At 63.0% G+C, this 19,770-nt stretch carries 15 protein-coding genes, 1 tRNA gene and 2 pseudogenes; 10 read left to right on the top strand and 8 right to left on the bottom strand.

Annotated features, from left to right (window positions below; genetic code table 11):
- Nucleotides 1-60 precede the first annotated feature (60 nt).
- Nucleotides 61-1,176 (top strand): ABC transporter ATP-binding protein, encoded by a 1,116-nt coding sequence (locus BLW71_RS11230; RefSeq protein WP_091796365.1) that lies wholly within the window; start codon nt 61-63, stop codon nt 1,174-1,176.
- A 78-nt stretch (nt 1,177-1,254) separates the two neighbouring features.
- On the opposite strand, the gene BLW71_RS11225 is transcribed toward BLW71_RS11230, so the two are convergent.
- Together BLW71_RS11225 and BLW71_RS11220 are read right to left on the bottom strand one after the other, a co-directional pair.
- Entirely contained in the window at nt 1,255-2,172 is a 918-nt protein-coding gene (locus BLW71_RS11225; RefSeq protein WP_091796363.1) for a LysR family transcriptional regulator, read from the bottom strand.
- A 122-nt stretch (nt 2,173-2,294) separates the two neighbouring features.
- Complete coding sequence (locus tag BLW71_RS11220) at nt 2,295-2,954, bottom strand: glutathione S-transferase family protein (RefSeq protein ID WP_091796361.1); 660 nt, start codon at nt 2,952-2,954, stop codon at nt 2,295-2,297.
- A 283-nt stretch (nt 2,955-3,237) separates the two neighbouring features.
- Between BLW71_RS11220 and fliD the strand changes: the two genes are divergently transcribed.
- Nucleotides 3,238-4,746: a flagellar filament capping protein FliD gene (gene fliD / locus BLW71_RS11215; protein WP_091796359.1), complete on the top strand. Its 1,509-nt coding sequence runs from the start codon at nt 3,238-3,240 to the stop codon at nt 4,744-4,746.
- Between the two features lie 96 nt (nt 4,747-4,842).
- Here the strand turns inward: fliD and BLW71_RS11210 are convergent, their stop codons facing one another.
- The 3 genes from BLW71_RS11210 to trxB form a co-directional block, all read right to left on the bottom strand.
- Nucleotides 4,843-5,463 carry a trimeric intracellular cation channel family protein gene (locus BLW71_RS11210; protein ID WP_091800716.1) on the bottom strand — a complete coding sequence of 207 codons (621 nt, stop codon included), beginning with the start codon at nt 5,461-5,463 and terminating at the stop codon, nt 4,843-4,845.
- A 13-nt stretch (nt 5,464-5,476) separates the two neighbouring features.
- Nucleotides 5,477-6,235 carry a Smr/MutS family protein gene (locus BLW71_RS11205; RefSeq protein ID WP_091796357.1) on the bottom strand — a complete coding sequence of 253 codons (759 nt, stop codon included), beginning with the start codon at nt 6,233-6,235 and terminating at the stop codon, nt 5,477-5,479.
- 179 nt (nt 6,236-6,414) lie between these two features.
- Nucleotides 6,415-7,416, bottom strand: coding sequence for a thioredoxin-disulfide reductase (gene trxB, locus BLW71_RS11200; protein WP_091796355.1), 1,002 nt, complete (start codon nt 7,414-7,416; stop codon nt 6,415-6,417).
- A 345-nt stretch (nt 7,417-7,761) separates the two neighbouring features.
- On the opposite strand from trxB, the gene BLW71_RS11195 reads away from it, so the two are divergent.
- A complete protein-coding gene (locus BLW71_RS11195) occupies nt 7,762-10,074 on the top strand; it encodes a DNA translocase FtsK (protein WP_091796353.1) in 2,313 nt (770 codons plus the stop codon).
- Nucleotides 10,075-10,496: 422 nt separating this feature from the next.
- Nucleotides 10,497-11,234, top strand: a complete 738-nt coding sequence (gene lolA / locus BLW71_RS11190) for an outer membrane lipoprotein chaperone LolA (protein ID WP_091800713.1) — start codon at nt 10,497-10,499, stop codon at nt 11,232-11,234.
- Between the two features lie 81 nt (nt 11,235-11,315).
- On the opposite strand, the gene BLW71_RS11185 is transcribed toward lolA, so the two are convergent.
- A complete protein-coding gene (locus BLW71_RS11185) occupies nt 11,316-12,236 on the bottom strand; it encodes a LysR family transcriptional regulator (protein ID WP_091796351.1) in 921 nt (306 codons plus the stop codon).
- Nucleotides 12,237-12,408: 172 nt separating this feature from the next.
- On the opposite strand from BLW71_RS11185, the gene speB reads away from it, so the two are divergent.
- Nucleotides 12,409-13,398, top strand: a complete 990-nt coding sequence (speB, locus tag BLW71_RS11180) for an agmatinase (protein WP_091796349.1) — start codon at nt 12,409-12,411, stop codon at nt 13,396-13,398.
- Nucleotides 13,399-13,492: 94 nt separating this feature from the next.
- Here the strand turns inward: speB and cytX are convergent, their stop codons facing one another.
- The gene (gene cytX, locus BLW71_RS11175; RefSeq protein WP_091796347.1) at nt 13,493-14,809 is read right to left on the bottom strand and encodes a putative hydroxymethylpyrimidine transporter CytX; all 1,317 of its coding nucleotides are present in this window, start codon (nt 14,807-14,809) and stop codon (nt 13,493-13,495) included.
- 358 nt (nt 14,810-15,167) lie between these two features.
- On the opposite strand from cytX, the gene BLW71_RS11170 reads away from it, so the two are divergent.
- The 5 genes and pseudogenes from BLW71_RS11170 to BLW71_RS42920 form a co-directional block, all read left to right on the top strand.
- Complete coding sequence (locus BLW71_RS11170; protein WP_091796345.1) at nt 15,168-16,481, top strand: replication-associated recombination protein A; 1,314 nt, start codon at nt 15,168-15,170, stop codon at nt 16,479-16,481.
- A gap of 101 nt (nt 16,482-16,582) precedes the next feature.
- Nucleotides 16,583-17,878, top strand: a complete 1,296-nt coding sequence (gene serS / locus BLW71_RS11165) for a serine--tRNA ligase (protein ID WP_091796343.1) — start codon at nt 16,583-16,585, stop codon at nt 17,876-17,878.
- Between the two features lie 161 nt (nt 17,879-18,039).
- Nucleotides 18,040-18,129: transfer RNA gene (locus tag BLW71_RS11160), tRNA-Ser, on the top strand.
- 181 nt (nt 18,130-18,310) lie between these two features.
- The gene (locus BLW71_RS11155) at nt 18,311-18,727 is read left to right on the top strand and encodes a hypothetical protein (RefSeq protein ID WP_286161974.1); all 417 of its coding nucleotides are present in this window, start codon (nt 18,311-18,313) and stop codon (nt 18,725-18,727) included.
- A gap of 28 nt (nt 18,728-18,755) precedes the next feature.
- Nucleotides 18,756-19,473 (top strand): annotated as a pseudogene (locus BLW71_RS42920) (Shedu immune nuclease family protein); the annotation flags it as partial.
- 8 nt (nt 19,474-19,481) lie between these two features.
- Here BLW71_RS42920 and BLW71_RS42770 read toward each other — a convergent pair.
- Nucleotides 19,482-19,586: pseudogene (locus BLW71_RS42770) on the bottom strand (recombinase family protein); the annotation flags it as partial.
- Nucleotides 19,587-19,770: the final 184 nt, after the last annotated feature.

The raw sequence follows: 19,770 nt of genomic DNA, 5'->3' as shown, positions 1-19,770 counted from the left end.
CGAAGCCGCCGTCACCCGAAGACGTTTTCAAGCAGTACCAGAGACAAGAGGATTCACAGCATGGCAAGCCTTTCCATCCGTGACGTGTACAAAACTTACCCGAACGGGGTGCCGGTCCTGAAGGGTGTCAATATCGACATCGAAGACGGCCAGTTCCTGATTCTCGTCGGCGGTTCGGGCTGCGGGAAGTCGACGCTACTCAACATGATCGCCGGCCTCGAAACCGTGACCAAGGGCGAAATTCAGATCGACGGCAAGACGGTGAACAACCTGTCGCCGAAAGATCGCGATATCGCGATGGTGTTCCAGTCGTACGCGCTGTATCCGTCCATGACGGTGCGCGAGAACATCTCGTTCGGTCTGAACATCCGCAAGGTGCCGAAGCAGGAGCAGGCGCAGATCGTCGACCGTGTGTCGAACACGCTGCAGATCACGCACCTGCTGGATCGCAAGCCGGGGCAACTGTCCGGCGGCCAGCGCCAGCGCGTGGCCATGGGCCGTGCTCTCGCGCGCGATCCGGTCATGTTTCTGTTCGACGAACCGCTGTCGAACCTCGACGCGAAACTGCGTATCGAGATGCGTTCGGAAATCAAGCTGCTGCATCAACGCCTCGGCACGACGATCGTCTACGTGACGCACGATCAGATCGAAGCCATGACGCTCGGCGACCGCATCGCGGTGATGAAAGACGGCATCGTGCAGCAGTTCGGCGCGCCGCAGGAAATCTACGACTCGCCGTCGAACCTGTTCGTGGCGGGCTTCATCGGCGCGCCGCCGATGAACTTCATCCAGGGCAAGCTGGTCGAGCAGGGCGCGGGCGTGGCGCTCGAACTGGATACGGGTGTCGCGCGCACGGCGCTGAACCTGCCGTTCGACTCCGCGAAGGTGAAGTCGCACGTTGGCCGTGACGTGATTCTCGGCCTGCGTCCGGAGCGCATCACCGACGCGCGTGGCGCGCACGGCGACAACGCGAAGCTGCAGCCGATCGAAGTGAAGGTCGACGTGATCGAGCCAACCGGCCCGGACACGCTGGTGTTCGCGCAGGTCAACGGTAAGCGGATCGTGAGCCGCGTGCACCCGGCTTCGAATCCGCAACCGCTGACGAACACGACGCTGCTGTTCGATACCTCGAAGGCGGTGCTGTTCGATCCGACCAACGAAGAGCGGATTGCCTGAGCGGAAAGTCTGGATCGAGTTTGAAGAAAGCCCCTTGCGCTGTGAAGCGCAAGGGGCTTTCTGTTTTGCGGACGCCGCTTACTGGTCCGTAATACGCAGATCCGGATTGTTGCGCGCCAGTTCGGTCACCCACTCGATAAATGCGCGCAGCCGCGAACTCAGATTGCGGCGGTGCGCGTAGAGCACCGATAACGGCGTACCGGGACTCGTGTAGGTGGTGAGGATTTCCTTCAACGCGCCCTGGTTGATCAGATCGGAGACCATGAAGCGCGAGGGCTGGATGATGCCGTGGCCGAGCACGGCCGCGCCGATATACACGGAGCCGTCGTTCACCGCGAGCACGCTCTTCAACGTGACCTTGGCGATTTCGCCGTCCACTTCGTATTCGAACGGGAACGTCTTGCCCGTGCGGGCGGACACGTAATTGACCGCGCGGTGCTCGCTCAACGCTTCGAGCGTGGTCGGCTCGCCGTATTTCTCCAGATACGCCGGCGACGCGCACGTGACGATGCGCGCCTGGCCGATCCGACGTGCGACGAGACTCGACTCTTCCGGCGTGCCCATGCGGATCACGCAGTCCACGCCATCCTGAATCAGATCGATGTTGCGATCGGCGAGGCCGAGCCGCACATCGATCTCGGGGTATTGCCGGTAGAAATCATCGAGCGCGGGCAGCAGCAGCGCGCGGGCCAGCGTGCCGGACGTATCCACACGGATCGTGCCGGCCGGATTTTCGCGTTTGTTCGACAGCGACGATTCGGCGTCGACGACTTCGGCGAGAATGCGCACGCAGCGCTCGTAGAACAGCGCGCCGTCTTCGGTGACGCTGACCTGGCGCGTCGAACGGTTCAGCAGACGCACGCCGACATGTTCCTCCAGCGCCTGGATGGTGCGGCTGACTTTGGCGCGTGGCAGGTCGAGCGACTCGGATACTTTGGTGAAGCTGTTCGCCTCCACCACACGCGTAAATATCTCCATCGCTTCGAAACGGTCCATGTTTTGCCTTATGAGTGATTGCCGGAAGTAGGTTTCGAAGTGAAGTGTATAGGTTGGAAAAATTGTTGTCGCATAGGCTGAGAGTCGGCCGCCCGCACAGCGCCTCTGCCGGGCCGTCGTGCTCAATCCCGATCCGGCGCGCCGAGCGGGAAAAACGCGCGATAGGGGCGCGCTTCATCCACCGCGCGCGCGAACGACGGCCGCGCCAGCAGCCGCTTGCGGTAAGCGAGCACGTGCGCAAACGCCGGGCCGATGGCGTGCGTCCAGTCGGCATAGAAGAGGAATGGCGCGGCGCCGCAATCGGCGAGGCTGAAAGTGTCGCCGGCGGCCCATTCGCGCTCCGCCATCACTTTGTCCAGCCAGCCGTACGCGGTGTCGAGCATGGCGCGCGCCTCGGCTACGGCGCGCGGGTCGCGCTCCGGCTCCGGGCGCATGCTGTCGTAGACGATCTTCTGCTGCGGCGTCGAAATGTAGTTGTCGAAGAAGCGGTCCATGCCGCGCACTTCCAGCGCCGCGCGGGCGTCGGCCGGCACGAGCGGCACGGGTCCGGGATGATAAAGGCCCAGGTATTCGATGATGATGCTCGCCTCCATCACGGTCCGGCCGCCGTCCACCAGCAGCGGAAACCGTTTGATCGGCCAAAGCGCGGCGAATTCGGCCATGACTTGCGGGTCGTCGTGCGCGAGCAGGCGTAATTCGAATGGCATGCCGTTCTCGTAGAGCGCGGTCAGGACCTTCTGGCAGTACGAGGAGAACGGATGGGCGTAGAGCTTCAGGGGCATCGTGTCACCTTGAGCGGTTGATATTGCTGGGCGCGCTGCGCGCGGTGACGGCCTGATCGACCGTTTACTTCACGACGAACGGCGGCGCCGCAAATCGACAGCCAAGAGGATCTATCAGCCGGCATTCGCTACGACAAACCGTCACAAAACTATGAAGAAAGATGGTGTAACATTTGAAAACTTTGTAAGAGACGCCGACGTGACCGGATAAATGGTGCGACAGAAGCAAGCTCGGGGCGTCACTCAAATCAACAACGAATAATTCGACGCACGGGGGCTTCAGATGTCTACGATCACGTCTTCGGTCAATAGCGCGACCTCGAACGCGCAGAGCCAGGTTCAGCAAGCGGCGCAATCCATTATCAGCGGTTCGACCGGCAACTCGTCGATGGACGTGGCGTCGCTGGTCTCGGTGCTCGTGAACGCCAAAACGGCGGGCCAGGCGGCGGCGCTGCAAGCAAGGCAAACCAGCGACAACACCACCTTATCCGCCTACGGCGCGCTGACTTCGGCGTTGTCCGCGTTGCAGGCGGCGCTCAAGAATCTGTCTGACGGAACGACGTTGTCCACCTTCGCGGCTACCGCGAGCGCCAAGGGCCTCGACCCGAAAGCAGGCCCGGGCGCCGTGGCCGGCAGCTATACGATCGATGTCACGCAGATCGCTTCGTCGCAAAGCCTGTCTTCGGCGGCGTTCGGTGCGGCCACGCAGCTCGGCACCGGCACGCTCACCATCTCGGTCGGCGGCAAGTCGATGGATGTCGTGATCGACAGCACCAACAACACCTTGAGCGGGATTGCCGGCGCGATCAATAAAGCGGGCAAGAATCCCGGCGTCACGGCAACGATCGTGACCGGTACCGGCGGCGCGCACCTCGTGTTGCGCTCGGCTAACACCGGCTCGGCCAACACGATCAACGTGGCCACCAACAACGTGCAGAACGATGCGGGCCTGTCGAGCCTCGGCGTGACCTCGACGCCCGGGGCGAACGGCGCGCCGTCCACGATCGTATCGTCGGATGCCGGCCGAGCCTGGCGGCAGAGTGAAGCCGCGCAAGACGCGTTGGTCACCATCGGCGGGATCGCGGCGCGCAGCGCCAACAACGCCGTCACCGATGCGATTTCCGGCGTCACGCTGAATCTGTCGAGCGCGTCGGTCAACAACCCGCAGACGCTGACCATCGCGCCGGACACCACCGCGCAGAACACGGCCATCACGAATTTCGTCAATCTGTACAACACCGTTGTCACCACGATCGGCAAGCTGTCCTCGTACGACAAATCGTCGAAGACGGGCGGCGCGCTGCTGGGCGACTCGACGTTGTTGACGGTGAAGAACGCGCTGGCTTCGATCGTCAGCGGCGGGGTTGGCCAGGGCAGTTCGGTGGTGACTCTCGGCCATATCGGCATCGCCCTCAAAGGCGATCCGGCGGACGGTACGCTAGTCGTGGACAATGCGAAACTGACTACCGCGCTCAACACAAGCTCTGCGCAGGTTGCCGCGTTGTTCAATTCGACCAATGGTATTGGCGCCAAATTGAACAAGAGCATTACCGAGTTCACGCGCACGGGCGGCATTATCGACACGCGCAACTCTGCGCTGAATGCCGACCTGAAGAGCGTCACCGCGCAGCAAAGCAAGTTGAGCGACTACGCCACGCAATTGACGAAGCAGTATCAAAGCCAGTTCACTGCACTGAATACGTTGATGGCGACCATGAACAACAACTCGGCGTATCTGACGGCGTTGTTCGGCGGCTCGAAGAGCGCGGGCGCGCTGGCGACCAACAAGTAGGTTTGAAGGGCGGGGCGGCGGCCGTTCGCGGGCGGTACGCCGCGGGTCGAGGCGGGCCGTGCCGCCCGCTGGCTCGTGCGGCAGATCGTGCGGCAGCTAGTGCGGCAACCGCACATCAAGCCTGAACGTCACCAGCCTCGCAAGAAGGATAAAGGCGGTGGCGATCAGCACGCTATACACCGTGTCGAAGTCGAAGTAATCCATCAGCACATACAGCCAGCAGCCGACGAACGCGCAGGTCGCATACGGCCGCGAGTCACGCAGAATCAGCGGCACCTCGTTGCACAGCACGTCACGAATCACGCCGCCGAAAACCCCCGTCAGCACGCCCATCAGCACCGAGGTGAACCACGGCATTTGCGCGTCGTGCGCGATCGATGTGCCGGCGATGCTGAAGAGCCCAAGGCCGATCGCATCCGCGACCAGCAGAACCCGTTCGGAAAGCAGACGCGAGGTCATTTTCAACAGCATCGGCGCGAACAGCGACATCACGAAGATCGCGATCAGATAGCCCTGATGCTCGACCCAGTAAAACGGCCGCCGCTCCAGCAGCACGTCGCGCAACGTGCCGCCGCCGAAGGCCGTGGCGATCGCCACGAGAAACGTGCCCACGGTATCGAGCCGGCGGGTTCTGGCTTCGATGAAACCGGAAATGGCGTATGCAAAAATCGCCAGCGCCTCCATGAGGGTCAGCGCGAGGGTCAGCCTCGGATGGATCACCGCGGCTCCGTCAGGGTCTGGTATGAGCCGGCAACGCGCCCGGCTGCAGCAGCACGACCACCGCGCCGGCGCCGCCGTCATGCGGGCGCGCCTGGCAGAACGCGATGACCTCGGACTTCTGCACGAGCCACGCGCGTACTTTGCCTTTCAACACCGGCTCCTTGCCGATGGATCCCAGACCTTTGCCGTGGATCACGCGCAAACACCGCAAGCCGCGCTTCACCGATTCGCGGATGAACTCCGCCAGCGCCTCGCGCGCTTCCTCGCGCCGCATGCCGTGCAGGTCGATTTGCGCCTGCACGATCCAGTCGCCGCGGCGCAGTTTGCGCACGACTTCCTGGCTCACGCCGGGGCGGCAGTAGGACAGCGTCTCGTCGGTGTCGAGCAGAACTTCGGGATCGTACTCGTCCGAGATCGCTTCGTGCAGCACGGCTTCTTCGTCGAGTCTGGTTTGCACCGGCAGCGGTGGCGGCGGATTGCGCGGCAGCGTGGCGCGCGGCGGCACGGCTAGCGGCGCGACCGCTCCAATCTCGCGGCGAAACAGATCGGCGTCCGCCGATGCTTCGCGCTGCGCGGCCGCGGCGGCCGCCTTTTCGCGCTCGCGCCGTTGCGTGTCGACTTTTAGCGCGTCGCGCAATGCGCCGAGGCCGGCGAGACCGGCGGCCGGGTCCACCTTCGGCTTGACGGCGGGCGCAGCCGGTTCGGGCGCGGGCCGCGCGGCGGCTCGCGCGCGCTTCGGTTCGCTCGGATGGGGCTGATTCTTCGGCATAGGGGTAAGACACGCAGAAAAGTGGATCGGTCGCGCGACGCTTGCTTGCGACCGGAATGCAAAAAGGCCGCCGGCTTGTCAGCCGCGGCCTTTCTTCTGACAGGCGGCCGGGCTAAACCCGACCGCTATTTTACCGTTGCGCCAATCTTTCTGACCGGCTCGCTGGCCGGCGCGGCTGATTAACGCTCGGCTTCCTGGCTCATGGCGTGTTCGCCGACCATCTCGTCGATGGTTTCCAGATACCGTTGCGCGTCGAGCGCGGCCATACAGCCCGTGCCCGCGCTGGTGATCGCCTGACGGTACACGTGATCCTGCACGTCGCCCGCGGCGAACACGCCCGGCACGCTGGTGGCGGTCGCAAAACCATTCAGGCCGCCCTTGGTGATGATGTAGCCGTTCTTCATCTCCAACTGGCCCGCGAAAATATCCGTGTTCGGCTTGTGGCCGATCGCGACGAACAGGCCCTGCAGCGCGATGTCTTCGGTGGCGCCCGTTTTCGTGTTCTTGATGCGCAGACCGGTCACGCCGGACTGGTCGCCGGTCACTTCTTCGAGCGTGCTGTCCCACTTGATCTCGACCAGGCCTTCCTTTTCCTTCGCCAGCAGACGGTCGATCAGGATCGGCTCGGCGCGGAACTTGTCGCGGCGATGGATCACCGTCACCTTCTTCGCGATACCCGACAGGTAGAGGGCTTCCTCGACCGCGGTATTGCCGCCGCCGATCACGGCCACATGTTGTTGCTTGTAGAAGAAACCGTCGCAGGTGGCGCAGGCCGACACGCCCTTGCCCATGAACGCTTCTTCCGACGGCAGGCCGAGGTACTGCGCCGAGGCGCCGGTCGAGATGATCAGCGAGTCGCAGGTGTATTCGCCCGAATCGCCGATCAGGCGGATCGGTTTCTCATCCAGCTTGGCCGTATGGATGTGGTCGAAAATGATTTCGGTGTTGAAGCGCTCGGCGTGCTCCAGGAAGCGCGCCATCAGTTCCGGGCCTTGCACGCCGTTGGCGTCGGCAGGCCAGTTTTCGACGTCGGTCGTGGTCATGAGCTGGCCGCCTTGAGCGAGGCCCGTGACGAGCACCGGCGCGAGGTTCGCGCGCGCCGCGTAGACCGCAGCCGTATAGCCGGCGGGACCGGAACCGAGAATCAGAACCTTGGCGTGTTTCGTGGAAGTTGCGGGCATGATCGAATCCTTTTACGGCGCCCGGCTCGCCCATGCGAGGCCGCGCGACTTGAGCTGAAACTATAGTTGGGTATCAGTCCGGCATTATAAAGGGCGAGGCGCCGGCCCGCTCCATGAAGCTTTCCGATCGCACCGATAGCGTCGCCTCGCACCCCGCAGCGCCTTTCTGTGGCCAAACGGCCAAGTTACCGTCATTTACAGCCTCGCGCGGGACACTGCGTTTACAATAGGCCGGATCGAAGTTCCCGGAAGCCGGGATCGGGCCCGAAGCCCCGCCGGTCGAGGTTCGGCCACGGTTCAGGCAACTACCCGGACCGGGAATCGGGCACACACGCAACAGGATCAATGGCAAAAGCTCCCTATTCCGCGAGCGCGCAGGCATTGCCGCACCGCATGTCGCGCCTTTTCACCGAAATCCGCTGGATCCTGCAGGTGGCGCTCGGCGTCTTCCTGCTCATGGCGCTCGTCAGCTATAGCCGGCGCGATCCGAGCTGGACCCATGCCGCGCAGGTCGACCATATTGCCAACTGGGCGGGCCGCGTCGGCGCGTGGACGTCGGACATCCTGCTGCTGCTGTTCGGCCTGTCTGCCTACTGGTGGATCGTGCTGCTCGGCCGCCATATCTCCGCGAACTACAAGCGCATCACCCGTCACGAGGAAGAGCAGGAAGACGTGCCGCGCGAGAGCTGGCTTGCCGACGCGTTCGCTTTCATGCTCGTGCTGCTGGCGTGCGACGGCATCGAGGCGTTGCGCATGTGGTCGCTCAAAGTGCAGTTGCCGCGCGCGCCGGGTGGCGTGATCGGCGAGGCCGTTGCGCGCGGCGTGTCGCATGCACTGGGTTTCACGGGCGGGACGCTGGCGCTCTTGATCGTGCTCGGCATCGGCCTGTCGCTGTATTTCCGTTTTTCGTGGCTGTCGGTGTCGGAGAAGGTCGGCGAATCGATCATTTCCGCGGTGACCTTCGCCAAGCTGCGCCGTGAGGCCGGCCGTGACCGTAAGTTGGGCGAAGCGGCCGCCGTCAAGCGCGAAGGCAAGGTCGAGAAGGGCCGCGTGCGGATCGAGGAACACGAGCCGGTCATGATCGTGCCGCCGGTCGTCACGCCGGCCAAGTCGGAGCGCGTCGAGAAGGAGCGGCAAGTGCCGCTCTTCACGGACCTGCCGGGCGATTCCACCTTGCCGCCCATTTCGCTGCTCGATGCCGCGCCCGCCGCTCAGGAAACCATTTCCGCGGATACGCTGGAATTCACGTCCCGTCTGATTGAGAAGAAGCTCAAGGACTTCGGCGTCGAAGTGAGCGTGGTCGCGGCGTATCCGGGCCCGGTGGTCACGCGCTATGAGATCGAGCCGGCCACGGGCGTGAAGGGCAGCCAGATCGTCGGTCTCGCCAAAGACCTCGCGCGTTCGCTGTCGCTCGTGTCGATCCGTGTGGTCGAAACGATTCCGGGCAAGAATTTCATGGCGCTGGAGTTGCCGAACCAGCGTCGGCAGACCGTGAGTCTCTCGGAGATTCTCGGCTCGGCGGTGTATGCGGATGCCGCGTCGCCGCTGACCATGGGCCTGGGTAAAGACATCGGCGGCAAACCGGTGTGCGCCGACCTCGCGAAGATGCCGCACTTGCTGGTGGCCGGTACCACGGGCTCGGGCAAATCGGTGGGCATCAACGCGATGATCCTGTCGCTGCTCTACAAGGCGAGCGCCGATCAGGTCCGCATGATCCTGATCGATCCGAAGATGCTGGAAATGAGCGTCTATGAAGGCATTCCGCATCTGCTGTGTCCGGTGGTGACGGATATGCGCCAGGCCGGTCACGCGCTGAACTGGGCGGTCGCCGAAATGGAGCGCCGCTACAAGCTCATGAGCAAGCTCGGCGTGCGTAACCTCGCCGGCTACAACAACAAAATCGACGAAGCCGCCAAGCGCGAAGAAAAGCTGCCGAATCCGTTCAGCCTCACGCCGGACGATCCGGAACCGCTCACGCGCCTGCCGAACATCGTCGTGGTGATCGACGAACTGGCCGACCTGATGATGGTGGTCGGCAAGAAGGTCGAAGAGCTGATCGCGCGCATCGCGCAGAAGGCGCGCGCGGCCGGCATTCACCTGATTCTGGCGACGCAGCGTCCGTCGGTGGATGTGATCACCGGTCTCATCAAGGCCAACGTGCCGACGCGGATGGCCTTCCAGGTGTCCTCGAAGATCGACTCGCGCACGATTCTCGACCAGCAGGGCGCGGAATCGCTGCTCGGCATGGGCGACATGCTGTATCTGCCGCCGGGCAGCGGTTTGCCGGTACGCGTGCACGGCGCGTTCGTGTCGGATGAGGAAGTGCATCGCGTCGTCGACAAACTCAAGGAGCAGGGCGAGCCGAACTATATCGAAGGCATTCTCGAAGGCGGCGTGACGGGCGAGGGCGACGAAGGCTCGGCGGGCGCCGGGGGAACCGGATCGGGCGACGGCGAGTCGGACCCGTTATACGACCAGGCAGTCGACGTCGTGCTGAAGAACCGCCGCGCGTCGATCTCGCTGGTGCAGCGGCATTTGCGCATCGGCTATAACCGCGCGGCGCGCCTGCTCGAGCAGATGGAGAATTCGGGCGTGGTCTCGGCCATGTCATCGAACGGCAATCGCGAGATTCTGGCGCCGGCGCGGGAAGCGGAATAAGCCGACGGGCAGCGAGATCGCAGCGAGGCGGCGAATATTCTCGCCCCGGCGCGGCAGCGCGGATTGACCGACGGCAGCGAGTTCGCAACGAAGTGGCGAATGCACTGTCGGCGGCGAGACGCGGACGCCTCGTTAGCGTCGCCACAAGGAAAGCAAGCCACGCGTCGCGGCGTTGAGGCGTCGCTACCACTGCGAAGGCTCGTTTGGCGAGCCATGCTTTGCGTCTGTGAAGGGCCGGTCGCTACCCTAAGGCTCGTTTAAGGCGAGGTGGCTAAGCTGCCCCTACACGCTTGGGTACGGCGAATGGGACGCAGGCTCGCTGGCATCGCGGCAGCCCCTCGCCAATGGTCGCGCAGGCATCGCCCAATGCGCAAGCAAGCGGTCACGACCGCTCAACGAATTCAATCAAGGGAGAAAACTATATGCAGCTATTCGCGCAGCAGCACGCTCGAGAGAAGGCTCAATCCGGCCGTTTCGGCCAACTCGCGCGGACCCTCGCGCGTGGCGTGGGCAGTGTGGCGATCGGCGCATCGGTGCTGTTCGCATCGCAGGCATTCGCGAGCGGCACCGAGCAGCTGAAAGCGTTCGTCGCGCAAGTGCATTCGGCGCGCGGCACCTTCGTGCAGCAGGAAGTGCGGGCGCCAAGCAAGGCGCAGCAGGGCGCGAGCGGCACGCTGTCCACCACGGGCACCGGCAAGACCGGCACGTCGAGCGGCACCTTCACCTTCGCGCGCCCCGGCAAGTTCATCTGGCAATACGAGAAGCCCTATGCCCAACTGCTGCAAGCGGACGGCGACAAGCTCTACGTGTACGACAAGGATCTGAATCAGGTGACAGTGCGTAGTCTCGGTGGCGCGCTCGGCGCGAGCCCGGCGGCGATCCTGTTCGGCAGCAACGATCTCGACAAGAACTTCACGCTGCGTGACGCGGGTGTGAAGGCCGGCATCGACTGGCTCGAACTGACGCCGAAGGCGAAAGACACGCAGTTTCAGCGCGTGGGCATCGGCTTCAAGGACGGCAATCTCGAAGCGATGGAATTGCACGACGTGTTCGGCAACGTCACGCTGCTGACCTTCTCGAACATTCAGAAGAACCCGCCGCTGCCGGCCGACGCGTTCAAGTTCACGGTGCCCAAGGGCGCGGACGTGATCAACGGCTAAACCGCCTGCGGGTGGCATATGACAGGCAGAAAGCCGCGCTCCGTGCGCGGCTTTTTTCATGGCGGGCCGCTAGCGTTGCCGCTACTCATCCACCTGCAAAACCTGCACGGGATGCGCGGCCTTCATATCGTCGATAAACGCTTCGACAATATCCGTGCGATGCTGCCGCGCGCGCGTGACCATATGAAACGCCACGCGGTAGCGCATCTGCGCGGGATTCAGCGCCGCGAGCAACCCTTGCTTGACGAACGGCGCCGCGAAATGCCCCGGCAGATAGCCGAGGTGATGCCCGGAGAGCACCAGCATCGCGACCGCTTCCATGTTGTCGGCGACGGCGGTGACATTCTGCGGCGTGGTCGAGCTTTCGGCTTCGGGCAGCGGATAACTGCGCCACGCCCACTCGTGCTGTGCAGCCTCGGCTGGCGGCACCTCGCCCGCTTGCGCGAACAGCGGATGCCCTTTCGCGCAATAAGCGAACTGATCTTCCGCGAACACCTCGGTATATTCGAGTGATGGCACGCGGTGCCAGAAATAGCCGATGCCAATCTGTATCCGCCCATTGAGCAGCAGTTCTTCTAGTTCACCCGGCGAGCGCACCAGAATCGAAAACCGCACCGATTGATCGCGTGCCCGGAACCGTCCGATCGCATCGCTGATGCGCGCGCTCGCCGACACCGGCGTGTGGCCGATCATGCCGATGTCGAGCGTGCCGACCAGCTTGCGGCCCACGTTGCGCGCCTGCATGCCGAAGTTGTCCACGGCCGACAGCAGCGCGCGGGCGGCGTCGATGAACTGCTCGCCGCGCGCGGTCAGGCTGAAGCCGCCGCGGCCGCGCTCGCACAACCGGTAGCCGAGGCGCGTTTCAAGTGTGGCAAGCTGCGTGCTGATGGTCGACTGGCCGACGTTGAGGGTCGCCTGGGCCGGCGACACGCCGCCCGCGTCGACAATGGCAAGAAATACGCGTATCAGCCGCAGGTCGAGATCGGTGAGTTGGGAGAACATGGGACGTCAGGATACATCGCCGGGAATCAATGTGAAGTTTATTCTGTTGCTATTTTAACTTCTGGGAAACTGCTCAAGAATCGAGATTCGCCCGGCAAGGTGCGGTTCAGATGCTTCTTCTCGGCCGGTCTGCAAGATTTTGCTTGCTGCCCTTTTTCATTGCCGAGACACGATGAATACCTCTTCCTTCATTAATCCCGAAGCCGGTGAACGGCCGCAGCCGCTGTCCGGCAACGCGATGCCCCGCTGCGGCGGCATTGCGACGATGATGCGGCTGCCGAACGTCGGCTCGGCCGAAGGGTTCGACGCCTGCTTCGTCGGCGTGCCGTTCGATCTCGGCACCTCGAACCGCACCGGCGCGCGCTTCGGGCCGCGCCAGATTCGCAGCGAGTCCGTGCTGCTGCGCCCCTACAACATGGCGACGCGCGCCGCGCCGTTCGATTCGCTGCGCGTGGCAGATCTCGGCGACGTCGCGATCAATCCGTACAACCTGCACGATTCGATCGCGCGCATCGAAACCGCGTACGACGAAATTCTTCAGCACGATTGCAAGCCGATCACGCTGGGCGGCGATCACACCATCGCGCTGCCGATCCTGCGCGCGATTCATCGCAAGCACGGCAAGGTCGGCCTGATTCACGTGGATGCGCACGCCGACGTCAACGACACCATGATGGGCGAGAAGATCGCGCACGGCACGCCGTTCCGCCGCGCGGTGGAAGAGGGCTTGCTCGATTGCGATCGGGTCGTGCAGATCGGTTTGCGCGGCACAGGATACGCGGCGGAAGACTTCGACTGGTGCCGCGATCAGGGCTTCGAAGTCGTGCAGGCCGAAGCCTGCTGGAACCAGTCGCTCGTGCCGCTGATGGCGCGTGTGCGCGAGCGCATGGGCGACGGCCCGGTATACATCACGTTCGACATCGACGGGATCGATCCGGCTTTTGCGCCTGGCACGGGCACGCCGGAAATCGCCGGTCTGACGGTGCCGCAGGCGCTTGAAATCATTCGCGGCTCGCGTGGGCTGAATATCGTCGGCTGCGATCTGGTCGAGGTCGCGCCGCCGTACGATCCATTCGGCACGACCGCGCTGCTCGGCGCGAATCTCGCGTTCGAATTGCTGTGCGTGTTGCCGGGCGTCGAGTATCGGGCTTCCACGCGTTGAAGTGAGCTCGCTACGTCTGGCAATGAAAAAAGGCCTGCATTTGCAGGCCTTTTTGCGTTTTTGAGAGTTTGCCGCGACTACCGTGCCTCAAGACTCACGCATACGCCGTCTTGCGCGCTGACACGAACGCCAGATAGCACACCGCGCCGATCACCAGCGCCGGCAAGGTCGCGCCGAGATTCGGCAGCCACTGGTTGATCGCCTGATACGCGGCGATGCCGATGGCCCACGCGAGAAACGCGCTCAGATGCCAACCGCCCGAGAAGCCGTAACGGCCACGCACGTCGGCGAGCGCGGTCACTTCGATGCGGCGCTTGCGCAAGATGAAGTGATCCACCAGCACCACGCCGAACAGCGGCGCGAACACCGAGCCGATCAGCAGCAGGAAGTTCTGATACTTCGCCATCGGCACGGCCAGGGCGATCAGCGTGCACAGCGCGCCGAACGCCGCCGACAGAATGGGCACGCTGCCGCGCGTCCAGAACGTGCCTGTCGACACCGCGGCGGAGTGAATGTCGGCGAACGCGTTGTCGACTTCGTCGATCAGGATCAGCAGCAGCGCGAGACCGCCGCCGGCTTGCGCCAGGGCGCCCGTCAGCAATGCATCGCCGCCGCCCGCCGCTAGGCCGTAGATCGCGCCGAGCGCGTAAAACCAGATGTTGGCGATGCCGTAGCCGAGCAGCGTGCCACGGAACGTTTCACCGGGACGACGGCCGAAGCGCGTGTAGTCGGCGATCAGCGGCAGCCACGACAGCGGCATGGCCACCACCAGATCGATGGCGCCGCCGAACGACATCTCGCCCGTGCCGGGGCGGCGCATCAGCGCGGCCAGATCGTGTGTGGCGAGCAGATTCCACGTGAGCCACGCCGCGCCCGCGAGCAGCAGCCAGATGCCCCACGTGCGCAGAAAGCGCCGCACGAACGAGAGCGGGCCGCTGATCGCCAGCAGCGTCGCGAGCAAGCCGAAGATCACGGTCCAGATGAGCGGCATGGAGAGGCCGAAGGCCTGCTTGGCGAGGGCGTCGGCGGAATCGCGCATGACGATCACTTCGAACGAGCCCCAGCCGACCAGTTGCACCGCGTTCAGCACGGCGGGCACCGACGCGCCGCGCACGCCGAGCGTCGGGCGCAGCGACGACATCGCCGCGAGCCCCGTATCCGTGCCGATCACGCCGGCCAGCGCCAGTAGCACCACGCCGATCACGCTGCCGATCACGATCGCCAGCAACGCGTGCGGCAACGACAGCCCCGGCACCAGCAGCGCACCCGCTTGCGCGACCAGCAGGCCGATGCCGAGCGAAAACCAGAGCGCGAACGCGTCGCCGGTGCGGAACGCGCGGCGCGCATCGGGCACCGGCGTGAGCGGCGCGTAGGTGGAACCGGCGTCGCCGGCGATTGGATCTTGTGCCATCTGGTCTTGTCCCTGTTGGTGTTGCTTGCCGACTTGCCTGCGAAGTTGCGTCGGCGGTTGCGTTTGCTGTTATGTCCGCGGTGGGGCTTCGCTTGCGTGTCCGGTTGCGCTGTGCTGTTGCTCGGTCTGCTTGCGCCGTCCTCTTGTGTCGTCCGTCCGCGCTATCCATTTCCGGATTTTTGCACGGCCTGCGCCACCCGAGTCGTCCCCGCGCGTCGCGCGGCCTCTTCGTCCGGGCGCCGTCACTGTCATAATGCAGGACGTTGCCCGCACTTTCGCGTGCTGGCGTGGCTCACCGGCAGTACGCCGCCTTCACACGAACCGCGTCCGGAAAAGCCGAGATTATCCCCAAAACGTCATGTTTGAAGAAACCCGTGCCAATGTTCCGCTCGCCGAACGCCTGCGGCCCCGCAATATCGACGAAGTGATCGGCCAGAAGCACCTGCTCGGCCCGAACAAGCCGCTGCGCGTCGCATTCGAATCCGGCGAAGCCCATTCGATGATTCTCTGGGGCCCGCCCGGCGTCGGTAAAACCACACTCGCCCGGCTCATGGCCGATGCCTTTCACGCTGAGTTCATCGCGCTGTCCGCGGTGCTCTCGGGCGTGAAGGATATCCGCGAGGCGGTCGAGACCGCGCAGATTCATCGCGCGAACGGGCATCAGACGCTCGTGTTCGTCGACGAAGTGCATCGCTTCAACAAGAGCCAGCAAGACGCGTTCTTGCCGCACGTCGAATCGGGGCTGTTCGTGTTCGTCGGCGCGACGACCGAGAATCCGTCGTTCGAAGTGAATAGCGCATTGCTCTCGCGTGCTGCCGTTTACGTGTTGAAAAGCCTGACAGACGAAGAGCAGCGCGAATTGCTCGAGCGCGCGCAAAAGGAACTCGGCGGCCTCACCTTCACCGACGAAGCCCGCGACGCGCTGATCGGTTCTGCCGATGGCGATGGCCGCAAGCTGCTGAACAACCTCGAAATCGTCGCCCGGGCGGCTTCGCAGCAGAAAACCACCGAGATCGACGGCGCCTTGCTCGGCAGCGCGCTCGCCGAAAATCTGCGCCGCTTCGACAAAGGCGGCGACGCATTCTACGACCAGATCAGCGCGCTGCATAAATCCGTGCGCGGCAGCAGTCCGGACGGCGCGCTGTACTGGTTCTGCCGCATGCTCGACGGCGGCGCGGACCCGCGTTATCTGGCGCGCCGCATCGTGCGCATGGCGTGGGAGGATATCGGTCTCGCCGATCCGCGCGCCGCGCGCATCGCGCTCGACGCCGCCGAGACCTACGAACGCCTCGGCACGCCCGAAGGCGAACTGGCCCTGGCGCAGGCCATCATCTATCTGGCGGTCGCGCCGAAGTCGAATGCCGGGTACAACGCCTATAACGAGGCGCGCCGCTTCGTCGGCAAGGATCAGTCGCGCGGCGTGCCGGTGCATCTGCGCAACGCGCCGACCAAGCTGATGAAGGAACTCGGCTACGGTCACGAGTACCGCTACGCGCATGATGAACCCGATGCGTACGCGGCCGGCGAGACCTATCTGCCGGAGAACATGCGCGATCCGCATTGGTACGAGCCGACGCCGCGCGGTCTGGAGGGCAAGATCGGCGACAAGATGGCACGTCTGGCCGAACTCGACGCGCAGTGGCGCAGCGAAAACAAGCCGAAGAAAGGTTGAGGGTTGGCGGCGGCATTCACACGCTGACCATCTAACGCACCGGCCGCGCGCGCCGGTGCGCTAAAATCCCACCTTCATACAACGAACACCCGCCCCATCCCATGCTCGACATTCAGCTGCTGCGCAAAGACCTCGACGGCGTCGCCAAGCGCCTCGCCGACCGCGGCTATACCCTCGACGTGGCGGCCTTCACCGCGCTCGAAGCGGAACGCCGCGACACCCAAACCCGTACCGAAGAAATGCAGGCGCGCCGCAACAGCCTCTCCAAGCAGATCGGCGCGATGAAAGGCAAGGGCGAGGACACCTCGGCGCTGATGGCCGAAGTGGGCGGCATCGGCGACGAGATGAAGGCGTCGGCGGCCAGGCTCGACGATATCCAGAAGCGTCTGTCGGACCTGCTGCTCGGCGTGCCGAACCTGCCGCACGAAAGCGTGCCGATGGGCAAGGACGAAACCGAAAACGTCGAAGTGCGCCGCTGGGGCACGCCGCGCCAGTTCGAATTCGAGGTGAAGGATCACGTCGATGTCGGCACGCCGCTCGGGCTCGACTTCGAGACCGGCGCGAAGCTCTCGGGCGCGCGTTTCACCCTGCTGCGCGGCCAGATCGCGCGGCTGCACCGTGCGTTGGCGCAGTTCATGATCGACACGCACACGCAGCACCACGGCTATACGGAGGTCTACACGCCGTATATCGTGAATCCGGAAATTCTGTACGGCACCGGCCAACTGCCCAAATTCGCCGACGATATGTTTCGCGTCGAGAAGGGCGGTGAGGAGAACACGGTCACGCAATATCTGATTTCCACATCGGAAATTTCGCTGACAAACACGGTGCGCGACAGCATTCTCGAAGCGGACGCGCTGCCGATCAAGCTGACCGCGCATTCACCGTGCTTCCGCTCGGAAGCGGGCTCGTACGGCCGCGACACGCGCGGTCTGATCCGCCAGCATCAGTTCGACAAGGTCGAGATGGTGCAGATCGTCGCGCCGGAAGCGTCGTACGACGCGCTGGAACAGATGGTCGGCCACGCCGAGACGATTTTGCAGAAGCTGGAACTGCCGTACCGCGTCATCACGTTGTGCACGGGCGACATGGGCTTTTCGGCCGCCAAGACATACGACCTGGAAGTGTGGGTGCCGGCGCAGAACACGTATCGCGAAATTTCGAGCTGCTCGAACACGGAGTCGTTCCAGGCTCGCCGCATGCAGGCGCGTTATCGCAATGCGCAGGGCAAGCCGGAACTGGTGCATACGCTGAACGGTTCGGGTCTGGCCGTGGGCCGTACGCTCGTGGCGGTGCTGGAAAACTTCCAGAACGCCGATGGTTCGGTCACCGTGCCGGCGGCATTGCGTCCGTATCTGGGTGGTCTGGAACGGCTGGAATTGCCGACTGCCTGATTCGAGCGCGGCTGGCCGCCAAGCCCCTTTGAAAAATTTTTGACGAGGGGCTTGGAAAAGCAATTCAGCTGTTCTATAATCTTTCTCTCCCAAGCAACGACCCGCTTGGATCTGACGAAGCAGCGACCTCGGCAACGTGGTTATTGCAAGTTGGAAGACCCGGAAAGGTGGCAGAGTGGTCGAATGCGCTGGACTCGAAATCCAGTGTACCTTTAGGGGTACCGTGAGTTCGAATCTCACCCTTTCCGCCAAATTTAAAAACCCCGCAGAATGAAAATTCTGCGGGGTTTTTGCTTTGCTGCTCACGAATCGACTATCAAAATAGTTTCGTGCATCTAGGGGGCGTTTGCTGCACGTTAACCGCTTCGTGCATGATTCCCGTTCCTGCGTGGGTCAAGCGTGACGCGATTGACCATCATTTTTCGGATGCTTATGAAATCCCTTTTTGCCGTTGCGCTTCTCGCTCTGCCTTTGGCCGTCCATGCGGAAGTGACGAGTGAAACGTTTTGCTTCAGTTCTGGCGGTGCCAAGTCAGTCAACTTCGAGATGCGCACGTATTACGATTCGTCCAGCAAATTCTCGGCCGGATTCGTCAGATACCAGAACGCGAAGCAGCCGATCCCGCTTGTGCTCGCCAATTCTGCAAGCGACACGCTCGAAAAGAATGCGTCAGATCAGGAAACCACGACGTGGATCGAGGTATTCAGCGGACAAGTGTCCGGCGAGTACGAAATGATCACTCAAGGAACGGACGTGTCCTCCATGGTCTACACCAGCAAGAAGAAAAATCAAAAGATTGGATTCCTGCTTAATACCGGTGCGATGGCGCCGGGTAGTTGCAAGTGGTAACTCGTCTAATGCGCAGACTAGGCATGAGTCATGGTTCCGACACGGTCCACAAGCCGGCGTAATCGTGCATAGCGACCCATGGTAGCCAGTATTGCACCGGCCTGCTTCAGGACACGTTGAAGACCTGCGGCATGCGTTCGTCGATGAGCCGACGTGGAAATAGTTGGGATAATCCGCCGACGGAAAGTCTATCGGTTTCGCTGAAGGTAGCACGCATGCACGGACGAAACTTCGCCACCCGGCGAGCAGCAATGGATGAGGTGATTGACTGGTTGGGCTTTTGCAATGCGCGCCGGTTACATTCAGCGCTTTTAAAAACTCATGGTCTGATCAGTGCCGTATCGTTTGGCGAGATCAAAACCCACGCGACGCCGCTCCTCAAGCCTGTTGCCAGCCCCTATCGCAAAGAGTGTTGGCAAATCTCCGATGAGCTCGCGGGAGCAATCGCACAAGTACAGCGCTCAGTGCAGGTCTCTCTCGCCAACATTCAATCGCGGCTTGACGTAAAAGGCGAAGATGGCGCTCCGACGGGGGAAAGGTTATTTCTCTATCAGCCTCGCTCGTTCCTAGTCATTGGTTCGCTTGCGGAATTTCGGACGCAGCACGGGATCAACGAAGAGAAGTATTCGTCATTTGAGCTTTTCCGCAGAAACGTGACTGCCCCCGAAATCATCACCTTTGACGAACTTTTCGAGCGGGCGCGATTTATAGTTGAGGCCGGGGAGCGCAAACGCCCCGCTGTGTGAGAGTCTGGCTAACGTGGGTCGTCATGATCAGCGCATGCTCGCTTTACTGTCGCGGTCCCGACGCCAAACTTTTCCGCAGTTTCGCGGATGCTTGCGCCCGTTTCGGCGCCGCCGCACTTATAGCGATATTTCCCGTTTATCGTCATCGGGTACCGCATTGTTGCTCGGGTCGGCAACCATCCGCCTGCTGACGTCGGCCGTAATGGGCAAAAAAGCCTGTTTTGCCATTGCTGAATTATCAAGGTTTCAAGGAAACGTGCAGATACGTTTTTGTGATTTTTCATCAAAAGGCAACCG

The organism is Burkholderia sp. WP9 (genome assembly GCF_900104795.1).
Taxonomy (GTDB): Bacteria; Pseudomonadota; Gammaproteobacteria; order Burkholderiales; family Burkholderiaceae; genus Paraburkholderia.
The sequence above is the reverse complement of the archived record's forward strand: the minus strand, read 5'-3'. Positions and strand labels throughout refer to the sequence as shown.